Origin of the sequence: Mesorhizobium sp. ES1-1, from assembly GCF_020164785.1 — a bacterium.
Lineage (GTDB): Bacteria > Pseudomonadota > Alphaproteobacteria > Rhizobiales > Rhizobiaceae > Mesorhizobium.
Map to the genome: position 1 here is coordinate 289,141 of NZ_JAIUGX010000003.1, position 12,685 is coordinate 301,825.

The 12,685-nt window shown below is 64.1% G+C and carries 13 protein-coding genes; 6 read left to right on the plus strand and 7 right to left on the minus strand.

Annotated elements, in window-relative coordinates:
• Window positions 1-87 precede the first annotated feature (87 nt).
• The 6 genes from LB513_RS06695 to LB513_RS06720 all read right to left on the minus strand — a co-directional run bounded on the left by LB513_RS06695 (window position 88) and on the right by LB513_RS06720 (window position 6,196).
• Window positions 88-1,149 (minus strand): ABC transporter ATP-binding protein, encoded by a 1,062-nt coding sequence (locus LB513_RS06695; protein ID WP_224662675.1) that lies wholly within the window; start codon window positions 1,147-1,149, stop codon window positions 88-90.
• Between the two features lies 1 nt (window position 1,150).
• A complete protein-coding gene (locus LB513_RS06700) occupies window positions 1,151-2,158 on the minus strand; it encodes a dimethylarginine dimethylaminohydrolase family protein (protein ID WP_224662676.1) in 1,008 nt (335 codons plus the stop codon).
• 45 nt (window positions 2,159-2,203) lie between these two features.
• A complete protein-coding gene (locus LB513_RS06705) occupies window positions 2,204-3,004 on the minus strand; it encodes an ABC transporter permease (RefSeq protein WP_224662677.1) in 801 nt (266 codons plus the stop codon).
• Entirely contained in the window at window positions 3,001-3,819 is an 819-nt protein-coding gene (locus LB513_RS06710) for an ABC transporter permease (protein WP_224662678.1), read from the minus strand. Before LB513_RS06710 ends, LB513_RS06705 begins: the two co-directional genes overlap by 4 nt.
• Window positions 3,820-3,898: 79 nt before the next feature.
• Window positions 3,899-5,005 (minus strand): ABC transporter substrate-binding protein, encoded by a 1,107-nt coding sequence (locus LB513_RS06715; RefSeq protein WP_224662679.1) that lies wholly within the window; start codon window positions 5,003-5,005, stop codon window positions 3,899-3,901.
• A 111-nt stretch (window positions 5,006-5,116) separates the two neighbouring features.
• Window positions 5,117-6,196, minus strand: a complete 1,080-nt coding sequence (locus LB513_RS06720) for a LacI family DNA-binding transcriptional regulator (protein WP_224662680.1) — start codon at window positions 6,194-6,196, stop codon at window positions 5,117-5,119.
• A 159-nt stretch (window positions 6,197-6,355) separates the two neighbouring features.
• On the opposite strand from LB513_RS06720, the gene LB513_RS06725 reads away from it, so the two are divergent.
• The 5 genes from LB513_RS06725 (at window position 6,356) to LB513_RS06745 (ending at window position 11,414) form a co-directional block, all read left to right on the plus strand.
• Window positions 6,356-7,111 (plus strand): glutamine amidotransferase, encoded by a 756-nt coding sequence (locus LB513_RS06725; protein WP_224662681.1) that lies wholly within the window; start codon window positions 6,356-6,358, stop codon window positions 7,109-7,111.
• A 25-nt stretch (window positions 7,112-7,136) separates the two neighbouring features.
• Window positions 7,137-8,747, plus strand: coding sequence for a 5-guanidino-2-oxopentanoate decarboxylase (locus tag LB513_RS06730; protein WP_224662682.1), 1,611 nt, complete (start codon window positions 7,137-7,139; stop codon window positions 8,745-8,747).
• Between the two features lie 243 nt (window positions 8,748-8,990).
• Window positions 8,991-9,923, plus strand: coding sequence for a tonB-system energizer ExbB (gene exbB / locus LB513_RS06735; RefSeq protein ID WP_224662683.1), 933 nt, complete (start codon window positions 8,991-8,993; stop codon window positions 9,921-9,923).
• Between the two features lie 4 nt (window positions 9,924-9,927).
• The gene (exbD, locus tag LB513_RS06740; protein WP_224662684.1) at window positions 9,928-10,386 is read left to right on the plus strand and encodes a TonB system transport protein ExbD; all 459 of its coding nucleotides are present in this window, start codon (window positions 9,928-9,930) and stop codon (window positions 10,384-10,386) included.
• Window positions 10,383-11,414, plus strand: coding sequence for an energy transducer TonB (locus tag LB513_RS06745; protein ID WP_224662685.1), 1,032 nt, complete (start codon window positions 10,383-10,385; stop codon window positions 11,412-11,414). The genes exbD and LB513_RS06745 overlap by 4 nt, the downstream gene beginning before the upstream one ends.
• 5 nt (window positions 11,415-11,419) lie before the next feature.
• Here the strand turns inward: LB513_RS06745 and LB513_RS06750 are convergent, their stop codons facing one another.
• Window positions 11,420-12,136 carry an SDR family NAD(P)-dependent oxidoreductase gene (locus tag LB513_RS06750; RefSeq protein WP_224662686.1) on the minus strand — a complete coding sequence of 239 codons (717 nt, stop codon included), beginning with the start codon at window positions 12,134-12,136 and terminating at the stop codon, window positions 11,420-11,422.
• Window positions 12,137-12,232: 96 nt separating this feature from the next.
• On the opposite strand from LB513_RS06750, the gene LB513_RS06755 reads away from it, so the two are divergent.
• Window positions 12,233-12,655 carry a winged helix-turn-helix transcriptional regulator gene (locus LB513_RS06755; RefSeq protein ID WP_224662687.1) on the plus strand — a complete coding sequence of 141 codons (423 nt, stop codon included), beginning with the start codon at window positions 12,233-12,235 and terminating at the stop codon, window positions 12,653-12,655.
• Window positions 12,656-12,685: the final 30 nt, after the last annotated feature.

The following is a 12,685-nucleotide window of genomic DNA, read 5'->3' on the forward strand; positions in this document are numbered from 1 at the left end:
GGCGGTCTGCTGCGGGAGCGCCTGTGCGGCGGCCCATCAACTGCAATGCCTGTCCGAACCGCAGCGCGGTTGGGGCGGCGTGCGCTACTACTCGCTCGGCAGGACGCCGATCGCGGCCGGATCGATCCGGCATTCGACGACCTGTCCCGGCTTGTATTCACTGTGGGCTTCCGACCGCAGGGTGGCAACCATCTGCTCGCCGGTGGATGTCCGCAACAGGATGCGTTCAACTGCACCGACGAAGGAGTTCTCGACCACTGTCGCGCGAAAGCCGATCCCGTCGCCAGGAGCCGGCCCGAGCCGGATGTGCTCCGGCCGCACCCATATGGTGAGCACGTCCCCCGGCCGCTCGCGCGGCTGCAACGGAGCCGAAAAGCGCGTCCCGAAGGCCTCGACCATGGTCTCGTCATCGTCGGCACGATGGCCCGACAAAAAATTGTTCTCGCCGAGAAATCCGGCGACGAAGTGTGTCGCCGGCTTCTTGTAGAGGTCCCTCGGCGGGCCGATTTCGACGATGCGGCCATGGTTGAAGACGGCGATGCGATCCGACATCGCGATCGCCTCTTCCTGGTCGTGGGTGACATAGACAAAGGTCACACCGGTCTCGCGGTGCAGCCGCTTCAACTCCTTCTGCATCGTTTCGCGCAGCATGCGGTCGAGAGCCGAAAGCGGCTCATCCAGCAGCAGGATGCGCGGTCCGAATGCCAGCGCGCGTGCGATGGCGACGCGCTGCTGCTGGCCGCCGGACAGTTCGCGCGGCTTGCGCCCGGCCAGATTGTCGAGGCCGACGAGCGACAGCATTTCGGCGACCCGGGCATCGATCCTCGCCTTCTCCCATTTGCGGACCTTGAGGGAGAAGGCGATGTTGTTGGCGACGCTCAGATGCGGGAAAAGGGCATAGCCCTGGAAGACGAAACCGAAATCGCGGTCTTCCGGGTCGAGATGGGTTATGTCCTTGCCGTCGAGCCTGATCGTCCCCTTGCTCGGCGTGGTGAAGCCGGCCAGCGACATCAGCAAGGTGGTCTTGCCGGAGCCGGAAGGCCCTAGCAGGGTGACGAATTCGCCCGCCTCGACCGAGAGATTTATCCCGGTCAGGGCGGTGACCTTGTCGTAGGTCTTTGCCAGATCCTCGATGGCCAGCAGCGTCATGTCAGATCGGATCTCTGATCAGGGGCGCCGTCGAGCAATGCAGCCCGCCGCCGCCCAGCTCCACCGTTTCGTAATTGCATGTCAGAACGGTGATGCCGGCGGCATCGAGACGGTCCGACAGGCGCTGCGAACGGCTGCCATGCATGATGACGCGTCCGGGCGCCACGGCAAGGCAATTTAGCGACATGGCGCTGTCCTCGGGCGGCAGTTCGATCAGCTTGATGCCGCGCTTCTGCAGATATTCGATGAACGGATAGGGCAGTTCGTTGACATTGACGATCGCCGTCTCGACGTCGACCATGATGAAGGCGCCGTCAATATGGATGCGGTAGCCGGGCATCGGCACCTTGATCAGCGTCACGCCGAGGCCCGCGAGGATGCTCTCGACCTGCCGCACACCTTCCGGATTGCAGGCGATGCTGACCGTGCAGACGGCCGTCTTGTCATCGATGAAGGCAAAGCCGCCGCCCTCGAACACGGCCGAGCCATGAATGGTGCCGAGGATCGGACAGCCGGCCTTGGCAAGCGCCCGGGTCACCGGCAGTTCCTCACCGCGGCGCACCCGCCGCGCCAGACGCGTGACGATGGCGCCGCCCGGGATGCCGATGACGCTGTCGCGGGTGTAGATCTGCTTCATCGCGCCGGGCGCTGCCTTGTCGACGAGAATGACATCGACGCCTTCCGAGCGCAGCAGGCCGGTGAACTCGTCATGGGCGCGCTGCATGGCCGGCAGATCAGGCATGGTGCGGCCCATCCAGTACCAGCCCTTCTCTGGATCGCCGAAGCCGCCGATCTCGTCCATCGGCTTATTCTCGACGACCGAGAGCTCGTCGCCCGGCCGGTGCATCAGCACGGCGCGCAGCTTGCCCACATCATTGTTGCAGCCCCAATGGCGGCCCCATACCGGGATCTGTTCCTCGGCTGTGTCAAAGCCCGGCTCCGGCACCGATCCGAAGATGCTGAAGAATTTGTTCTCCCGGTACTCGTTGTCGCTCATCGCGGTGCTCATTCGTATTCCTTTCTTTCAAGTGCCCCCGACAACCGGGATTGGCGGTTAAAGTCTCTGGCGCTGCCGGCGTTCGATCAGCGAACGCGCGATCAGCGCCAGCACGGTGATGACCAGCAGGACCGTGGCGATCGCCGCCAGCGCCGGATCGACCGCATCCTGGATGCTTGTCCAGATGCGTCGCGGCAGCGTGACGACGGCGCGTCCGGTGATGAATAGCGTGACGGTGATCTCGTCCCATGAGGCGACGAAGGCGAGCAGGGCGCCGGCGGCGACGCCGGGAAGGATGTTGGGCAAGATCACCTTGCCAAACACGGTCATCGGCCTGGCGCCGAGGCTCCTGGCCGCCTGCACCAGCCTCTGGTCGAGATTAGACAGCGACGCGCCAATGGCCAGCACGGTCAGCGGCAGGGCGAGCACGACATGCACCAGCACGACGCCGGTGTAGCTGTCCAGCAGCGACAGGCGCGCCCATAGCTTGACCATGCCGACTGCGTAGATGATCGGCGGCACGATCATCGGCGACAATAGCAATATGCGCATCAGGGATGGCCACCAGCCGCCGGCCGCCCAGGCGCCGACGGCGAAGGCGACGCCAAGCGCGGTGGCGATCGCCGCGCAGGCCAACGCGATGCCGGCGCTGGTCAGCATGCTGGGCAGCCAGCCCTTGCTCCAGTCGGCCAGGGCCGCGAAATGCTGCAGGGAGATCCCGTCCTGCGGCAGAGAGAGGTAGTCGCGGTCGGTGAGCGCCACCGGAATGACCACCAGGATCGGCACGAAGAGGAAGCCCAGCAGGCACCAGGCCAGGATGCGTGGCAGGCCGACCTCGATGATGGGCCGCGGCCTCATTGCTGCGGCCTTGCGACGAAGGCGGCGCGCAGCGCCGGACTGCGCATGGCGGCGAAAACGATGATGCCGACCACCAGCAGCAGCATCGTCGACAGCGATGTGGCGAGGTCCCAGCGCGAAGTGCTGGATATCTGCACCGAGATATATTCGGCGATCATCAGGGTCTTGCCGGCACCGAGCAGCGCCGGCGTGACCAGGAAGCCGAGCGAGAATACGAACACGAACAGGGTCGCCAAGGCGAGGCCCGGCAGGCTGAGCGGCAGCCAGACGCGCCAGAAGATCGTTGCCGGCCGCGCGCCGAGCGATCGCGCCGCCTGCATGATGCGCCGGTCGATGTCGGACAGGTTGGCGTAGAGCAGCAGGATGGCGAACGGCATCATGTAATGCACCATGCCGATGGTGACGCCGAGCAGATTGTAGACGAGGTCGAGCGGGCTCGAAATGACCCCCGTCTCCATCAAGGCGCCGTTGAGCACGCCGCGGCGGCGCAGGATTGTAATCCAGGAGAAGGCCCGGACCAGAACCGATATCCAGAACGGCACCAGGACCAGGAACAGCGAGACGCGGCGCAGGCCGGCCGACATGTGGATGATGGCGAAGGCGACGATGTAGCTGGCCACCACGGTCAGCACCGTCGTCATGATGGAAACTTTGAGCGTGGTCACGACGACGCGCCCGACCGCCGCATTGGCGAACAGGTTCTGGTAATTGGCCAGGCCGGGCTTCGGCTCGGTCACGCTCAGCGCCAGCACCTGGAGGATGGGCGCCGCGTAGAGGCAGATCGCGACAAGGCTGGCGGGGAGCGTCAGCAGCAAGGCCGTTCTTTTGAAATTTCGCATCGGATCGGGAGCCGCCGCCTGTCGGCGGCAGCCCCTCCCTGTTTGGCGTGGCCGATCAGCTCGAAATGAAGTCCAGATATTTGTTCTGGAGCTCGGTCTCATGTTCGGCGTAGTAGGCCGGGTTGAGCATGATCTGCGAGGCCGCATTCTCCTTCGTCGTCGGGTTCACGGCGGCATCCTGCGGGCTCATCAGAGCCAGCGTCTTGGGATTGGACGGCCCGTTGCCCATCAGCTGCAGCAGCACGAGCTGGCCGGCCGGGTCGAGCGTCGAGTTGATGAACTCGAACACCTTCTTGCCGGCCGGATTACCCTTTGGAACCGACCAGGCGCTGGCTGACAGGATGTTCTGCTCCCAAATCCACTTGAACTGGTCGGGCTTTTCCTTGTTGAGCAGGTTGGCGCGGGTGTGCCAGATGTTGCCCATCACCACTTCGCCTTCGCGGAACAATTGCTGCGTCTGCGCGCCGCCTTCCCAGAAGATGATGTCGCCCAGCATCGGCTTGAGCTTCTTGAACGCACGGTCGACGTCAAGGGGATAGAGGTCGGCGGGCTTGACCCCATCGGCCATCAGGACGAATTCGAGCTGGCCCTGGATCCATTTGCACATGGTGCGCTTGCCTGGGAATTTGGCCGTATCGAAGAAGTCCGCCCAGCCCGTCGGGGCGACGCCCTTGGTCGCCTCGGCGTCATAGGCGAGCACGTTCGAGTAGACGTAATTGGAAATGCCGTACTCGCCGGCGAAGGCCTCCGGCACCTGCGACTTGTCTACGATCGAATAGTCGATCTTCTCGACCAGGTTGCCTTTGCCGAGTGTCAGCGAGTCGATCATGCCGCCGTCGGTGGCGTCCCAGATCACCTTGCCGGACTCGACCATGGCGCGGATTGTGCCGACGGCCGGGCCCGCACCGTCGATCACCACCTTCATGCCGCTCTTCTTGGTGAAGGGATCGCCATAGGCCTTGGCGAAGGCATCGGCCGCGGCGCCGCCCCAATTGCAGACGACGATTTCGGATGCGTCTGCCATGGCGACGCCGGGCTTGAAGGCGGCCACCAGTCCGAGACCGCCCAAGGCGGTCAGGAACGAGCGGCGATCGATCTCACCACGGTTTAGTTTGTCCAGCGCGATCTGAGCCGCGTCCTGTGCGAAATGCGAGATTGTCATTGTTCATGCTCCCATTGTTGATGTTCGGTTTGCAGGCATGCGCGGAGTTGATCCGTCGCTGTTTCTTGTATGCCGTGATCTCTTCCGAGCGTTTTGCTTCGGAACCATGGCCTAAAGTCCCGCTCTTGACGGCGGTTGTTGAGTTCCCAAGGCGTTTCCTGCCGATTTCCAATGTGTCTTGCGTGGCGCGGACACGGACTGGCGTACCACAAGCTCGACCGCCACGCGTTCGATGTCCGGCATATCGGCGCCGTTGACATGATCGACCAGCAGGCCGACCGCCCGGCGCCCGAATTCCGCCGCCGACTGGTGGACTGTGGTCAAGGGCGGATCGAGGAGGTCGACATTGCGGATGTCGTCGAAGCTGACCAACGAGAGGTCCGCCGGCACCAGGATGCCCAACTTGCGGCACCCTTGCAGGATTCCCAGCGCCAGCATGTCGCCGGACGCGAAAATCGCGGTTGGCGGATTGTCCAGCGTGGCGAAACGCTGCAGCGCGAGGAGCCCCGATTCTTCGTCGTATTCGCCGAAGAAGACAAAGTCGGGATTGACGTCCACCCCGGCATTGTTGAGGACTTCCTCGAAGGCGCCAAACCGCTCCTTGCTGCTGAGCAGCGCTTGCGGGCCGCCCACAAAAGCGATCGCGGTGTGCCCGTTCTCCACAAGATGGGCGGTAGCCAGGCCGGCGCCGCCGCGGTTGTCGGCAAAAAGACGCGGGGCGATGGCGCCCGGAACGTCCTCGTCGACCAGAACGACATTGCTGCAGGCATTGATCTTTTCGACCAGCGCGCCGTCGTCGGGGTGGTTGGTCATCAACAGGATGCCGTCGACCTGCGCGTCATCGATGCGCGACAGGAACGCCAGCTCCTTGGCTGCCATGTTGCGGCTGTTGAACGTCACCAGGCTGTAGCCGAGCCGGCTTGCTTCTTCTTCCGCGGCGCTCGCGATGGCGGCGAACAGGGGGTAGGAGATATCCGAGACGATGAGGCCGATGGTCTCGCTGCGGCCCTTGCTGAGGCGTCGCGCGAGGGCGTTCGGGCGGTATTCCAGTTTGGCCACGGCGGAGCGGATGCGCTCGCTGGTTTCGGCGGGCAATTTGATGCGCCCGTTCAGATGACGCGACACCGTGGTGACCGACACGCCCGCCGCATGCGCAACGTTTCTGATCGTCGATGCCGTCGGCTTCTTCATGGAAGTTTGGCCAATCCCTTTTCCGTTTCGTCAGGATTTCAGCACAGCGAATTTCCTTTGTAAACCGCTTTACTAAACCGGTTTCATAAATTACGCTTTTGCCAGGGAACGAGGCGGCGCCGCAGCAGCGGCGCGACGCATGCAGGCACGGAGGACCAGATGGCCGCGACACGGCGCGTTTTGATAGCCGGTGAATCCTGGACTGTTCACAGCACCCACCAGAAGGGCTTCGACAGCTTCTCGACGGTCGAATATGCCGAGGGGATTCGCTGGCTGCGCGACGCCCTGGAAACCGGCGGTTGGCAGGTCGACTACCAGCCGGCTCATGTCGCCGCGCGCGATTTCCCCTTCGATGCCAAAGCGCTGTCGGACTATGATTGCGTGATGCTGAGCGACGTCGGCGCCAATACGCTGCTGCTCCACCCCGATACGTTTGTCCGCTCGGTCGCGTTGCCCAACAGGTTGCACGCAATCCGCGACTACGTCGCGGCCGGGGGCGGCTTCGTCATGGTCGGCGGCTATATGACGTTCCAGGGCATCGAAGCCAAGGGCCAGTATTCCGGCACGGCGATCGAAGAGATCCTGCCGGTCAACATATCGAGGTTGGACGATCGGGTCGAATCCCCCCAGGGCGTCACGCCGGAGATCGTCGATGCATCACATCCTATCGTCTCTGGCCTCGGCCCCGCATGGCCGCATCTGCTGGGTTTCAACCGGGTCACGCCGAAGGGCGACGCCACGGTGATCGCGAAGGTAGGTGACGACCCGCTGATCGTCGCCGGCCACTACGGCAAGGGGCGGAGCGTCGCCTTCACGTCGGACTGCGCGCCGCACTGGGCGCCAGCGGCGTTCGTCGAGTGGCAGGGCTACGCGCCGCTGTGGCGGCAATTGGCGGCATGGGTTTCGGGCAAGTGACGCTCAATCACGGAGCCGGCCGATTATGAGACCATTCGGGGCCTATGTCGTCGAATGCCTTGCCGCGAACGGCGTCGACCATGTATTCGGTATTCCGGGCGTCCATACGGTCGAACTTTACCGGGCCTTGCCTGGAAGCCCGATCCGCCACATTACGCCGCGCCATGAGCAGGGCGCGGGATTCATGGCCGAAGGCTATGCCCGTGTCACCGGAAAGCCGGGGGTCTGCTTCGTCATCACCGGCCCGGGCCTGACCAACATCGCCACCGCGATGGCGCAGGCCTATGGCGAGTCCTTGCCGATGCTGGTGATCTCGACCGTCAATCCGGTCGGCGCGATGGGATCGGGAGCCGGCCATTTGCACGAACTGCCCGACCAGCGTCAATTGATGCGGCAGTTCACCGCCTTCAGCCATACGATCCTGGACATTGCCGAATTCGACACGGTCCTTGCGCGCGCTTTTGCCGTGTTTTCCGCGTCCCGGCCACGGCCGGTGCATATAGAGATTCCGGTGGACCTGCTGGTTCGGGACAGTTCCGGTCTCGGCGCGGCTCGCGCCATTTCGCCGATCGCGCCGCCAGGGCCCAACGCGGCCGCCGTGAGCGAGGCGGTCGAGGCCTGCGCGCGTGCCTCCAGGCCACTGATTGTCGCGGGTGGAGGCAGCAAGGCGGCTGCGGGCGCGATCGCGCGCCTTGCCGGCCTGCTGGATGCTCCCGTGCTGATGACCACAAACGGGCGCGGTGTGCTCAGCGACGCCGATCCGTTGGCCGTGCCGCTCAATCCGGGCTACGACGCGGCCCACCGCCTTCTAGCGCATGCCGATCTCGTCATCGCGGTAGGAACGGAACTCGGACCGACCGATTTCGACGACACGTTGCCGGCGGTGAAGTCCATGCGCCCGAAAGTCATCCGCATCGACCTCGATCCGGAGCAGATCTGCCGGGGCCTTCCGGCGGACATCGGCATCATTTCGGACGCCAGGCTGGCCGTCGAGGCCTTGTGTGACGGCGCACGCCAAAGAGAGGCCGGGCAGGGGGCAGAAAGGGTCAGGGCGACGCTGGGTGATTTCGAGACCGGCCTGTCGGCGCGGACCAGAGCCGGGCTCCATTTGCTCAACACGCTGCGGGATACTTTGCCCGACGTCATCATCGTCGGCGACTCGACGCAGCCTGTCTATAGCGGCTGCCTGGGGTTTGCCGCCTCCACGCCCTCGTCCTTCTTCTGCTCGGCGACCGGCTACGGCACGCTTGGATACGCGCTTCCGGCTGCGATCGGCGCCAAACTCGGCAATCCGTCACGGCCGGTGGTCTGCATCACCGGAGATGGCGGCATCCAGTTCACGCTTGCCGAGCTTGGCAGCGCCGTTGAGGCCGATGCCAGACTGATCGTCATCCTCTGGAACAACCAGGGGTATGGCGAGATAAAATCGTACATGCAGGGTCGCGATATCGAGCCGCTCGGCGTGGATATATTCACGCCGGATTTCCGAAAGATCGCCGAGGCTTTCGGATGGCGCTGGGACAAGGCCGCACGGCCGGAGGTTCTTCGGCAGTGCCTGAGCATGGCGTGCGCGCATCAAGGCTCGACGGTCCTTGAAATCGATGAGGCGGCGTTCCTTGAGGCCTTTCCGGCATAGCTCCCGGACGGCTTTAGCAGTGTCTTTCGAGACGTTACCTGCCGAAGGCACGCGCCATCATCTTCAGCACGATGAGACGCCTCGTGCATAGCCCCCATCTTCAATGTTGACTAGACCAGTCATGTTTTATAGTCAGGGGTTCGGCGGCCGCGCCGCGCCTGATTGAAGACATGTCGCCATTCGCGCGATCGCGGATTGTCCCGTCAGAAGCGCGGCCGGTTGCTTTGGTTAAGGATGAAGCCCTTGTCGAGAAATGGCCTCCTGGCGGCGCTTGCCGCATGCGTGATCCTGGCGGCCGGCACCGCCCTGGCCCAGCAGCCGCCGGCAAATGGCGCTGCGATCGAGGCGCCTGCGGCAACAGTGCCGGTGGTAAGGCCTCCGACGATTGCGGCGCCAGCCAACCTTGGGCCACAAGCACCGCAAGGCCAATCGGGCGTCGGCGCGTCCGCTGAAACCATGCCTTCGACCACATCGCTCGCCCTGCCGCATGATTTGTCGCCATGGCGCATGTTCATGGCGGCCGATATCGTCGTGAAGGCGGTGATGATCGGACTGGCCTTCGCGTCCCTCGTCACCTGGACGATATGGCTGGCCAAATCCCTGGAAATTCTCGGCGGCAAGCTGCGCATCCGCCGCGCGGTGCGGGCGATCGGCGACGCAGGGACGCTGAAGCAGGCGAGCAGCGTGCTTGACCGAAGCAGCGGGCCCGGCGTGCTGTTGCTGCGCGCCGCGGAGGAGGAGACCGCGCTTTCAGCCGGCGCGCTCGACCATGTCTCCGGAGACGGGCTGAAGGAGCGGGTCACGTCACGCCTTTCGCGCATCGAGGCGGCGGCGGCGCGTCGCATGTCGCGCGGCACCGGGGTGCTGGCGACGATCGGCTCGACGGCGCCTTTCGTCGGCCTGTTCGGCACCGTCTGGGGCATCATGAACGCCTTCATCGGCATATCGCAGGCGCAGACCACGAACCTCGCCGTGGTCGCGCCGGGCATCGCCGAGGCGCTTCTCGCAACGGCGATGGGCCTTGTCGCGGCGATACCAGCCGTCGTCATCTACAATGTCTTTGCACGCTCGATAGCCGGCTATCGGCAAATCCTCGCCGATGCGTCGGCCGGTGTCGAACGGCTGGTCAGCCGGGACCTGGATTTCCGCCGCGTCATGCCGGCCACGACGGCGTAGATCCATGGCGGGCAGCATGCATAAGGCCATGGACAACGATCTCGAGGAGAACCACGAGATCAACGTCACGCCGTTCATCGATGTCATCCTGGTGCTGCTGATCATCTTCATGGTCGCCGCGCCGTTGGCCACGGTGGATGTCAATGTCGATCTGCCAGGGTCGACCGCAACTCCTGCACCCAGGCCCGAGACGCCGCTGTTCCTGACGCTCAAGGACGATTTGACCCTGGCGATCGGCAATGACAGCGTGCCGCGCGAGGGTTTCGCAGGCACTCTGGACGCAAGGACCAAGGGCGACAAGCAGGCTCGAATCTTCCTGCGCGCCGACAAGGCGGTCGGCTATGGCGACCTGATGGAGGTGATGAACCTGCTTCGCGGCGCCGGCTATCTCAAGATCGCGCTGGTCGGCCTGGAAGAAGCCGGTGCAGCGGCTCCGCCCGCAAATGGAGCAAGGGCGCCGTGACGCTGCCGGCCGCCTTACGCGGGGCAACGCCTTTTCGTTTCGGCTGGCGCGATCTCGGCCTGTGGAGCGGTGCGGCCGCGCTGGTGCTAGGGGTCCATGTCGCGGCCGCCTATGGCGTGCGCAATTTCAACATGACCAGCGAAGCCGATGGCGGCCCGCCGCCAGCCCAGACGATCGACGTGATGCCGATGGTGGTCATGCCGGCCGTGGAGGAACAGGTCGCCACGCTGGACGTCCTGACGCCCGATCAGAGCGAACCGGCACCAGACACGGAGATAGCGCCGGAAGAGCCGGCGGACGAGACGGTACCGGTCGTCGATCGGCCGGACATGGTTCCGCCCGACGAAACAGACCCCACTCGAACCGAAGCGGCCGAACAGACAGCCGCACCGGATGCGATTGCGCCCGATGAGACCGATCCCGCTCAAACCGATGCCGTCCCCGAGGCCGACCAGCCACCGCTGGACGAGGTCGTGCCCGACATCGTCCAGGCGACCGCGCCCGAGGTTGTCATTCCGTTGCCACAGCCGAAGCCGGTGGAGATTGCAAAGGAGAAGAAAAGGCCAGCCCCCGACAAGGCGCAAAAGCCTGTGGTGGAGAAGGTGAAAAAGCCTGTCGACAAGCCCAAGCCACGGCCGAGGAAGGATAAGGCTCCGCCATCCAGAACGGTCACCGTCGCCAGCGCCGATGCGCCGCCCGCCGCCAGGACGGCGGCGCCGACATCGGCGCAGTCGGCATCGAGCTCCGGCGGCGTCAGCAAGTGGAAATCGCGGCTGCGCTCGTGGATTAATCGGCACAAACGCTATCCGAGCGCCGCGAAAGCCCGCCGCTCGGAGGGAACTGTGACCGTCGCCTTCAATGTCGATCTCTCGGGCCGCGTCACCTCGGTGCGCATAATCGGGTCGTCCGGTGACGCGGATCTCGATCGCAGCGCGCTTGATATGCTGAGAGGCGCCACTGTCCCGGCACCTCCCGAAGGCGTCAACTCGCTTGTCAGACTGCCGCTGGGCTACACTCTGCGCGACTGATCGCGTCAGACCTGTGCCATGCCGCCATCGACCACCAGTTCCGCGCCTGTCGTGAAGCTGCTCTCGTCGCTGGCGAGGAACAGGACCGCGGCGGCCACTTCGTCGGGCCGGCCCATGCGCCCAAGGGGGATCATGGTGGCAAGGGCTTGGCGAATTTCATCCGACGCCCCCGCCATCATTGCCGTATCCGTGGGGCCGGGACTGACAACATTGACGCGGATGCCTTTGGCCGCGAGTTCATTGGCCCATGTGCGAGTGAACGCGCGGACCGCGGCCTTGGTGGCGCCGTAGACGCCATATCCCTTAGTGCCGATGTCGCCCGCGATGGAGCCGATCAGCACGATCGCGGCGCCGGGATGCATCAGATCGACGGCACTCTTCGCGGCGAAGACGAGAGAGCGGACGTTCAGCCCGAACGTCTTGTCGAAATGGTCCTCCGAAACGTCCTCGAGCCGGGCATGTTCGGCAAGGCCGGCATTGACGACGAGGATGTCGATGCGCCCCTGTTCAGCTCTGATCTGCTGGAGGACGCGGTCAAGGTCGGCATTGTCGCTAGCGTCGGCCTGTATCCAACGGATGCTGCCGACGCCCGTCGCTTCGGCCGGTTTGCGGCTGGTGGCGTAGACCCTCGCACCCTCACTGGCGAACCGCTGTGAAACGGCGCTACCTATGCCGCCTGCGCCGCCGACAACCAGGGCGATCTTGTTTTCCAATCTGCTCATGTGACCACTCCATCAAAATGATGGAGCACAGATATATAACATATACCTACGGTCAATTACGCACTATATGTAAATCAGATATCGAGGAGTATATCTATGTCAGCCTTGCTTGAAGACCGGTCCGCGTCCGTCAGTCCGCCCCGCCGTCCCAAGCCAGTATCACCGGAGGCGCTGATCGATGTTCAAAAGGTTCGGCCCGTGCTCGAGCAGATCGCCAACAAATGGTCGGTGCTGATCCTGACGGTGCTGTGCACCCGGCCTTCGCGGTTCAACGAGATCATGCGGCGCCTTGACGGCATCACGCACAAGGCACTGGCAGACGCGCTCAAGCGACTGGAACGTAATGGGCTCATTCGCCGCGAGGTGCTGGCAACCGCCACGCCGGTGGGGGTCGAATATACGATCACCCCGCTTGGCCATTCGCTACGGCAACCTTTCGAGGCTCTCTACGAATGGTCCATCACCTATGGACCTGAGCTGGAACGAGCGCAATACGACTATGACGGCGCCCGCAACTGAGGGCGCTCGGATTGGCGGTATCACTGCCCT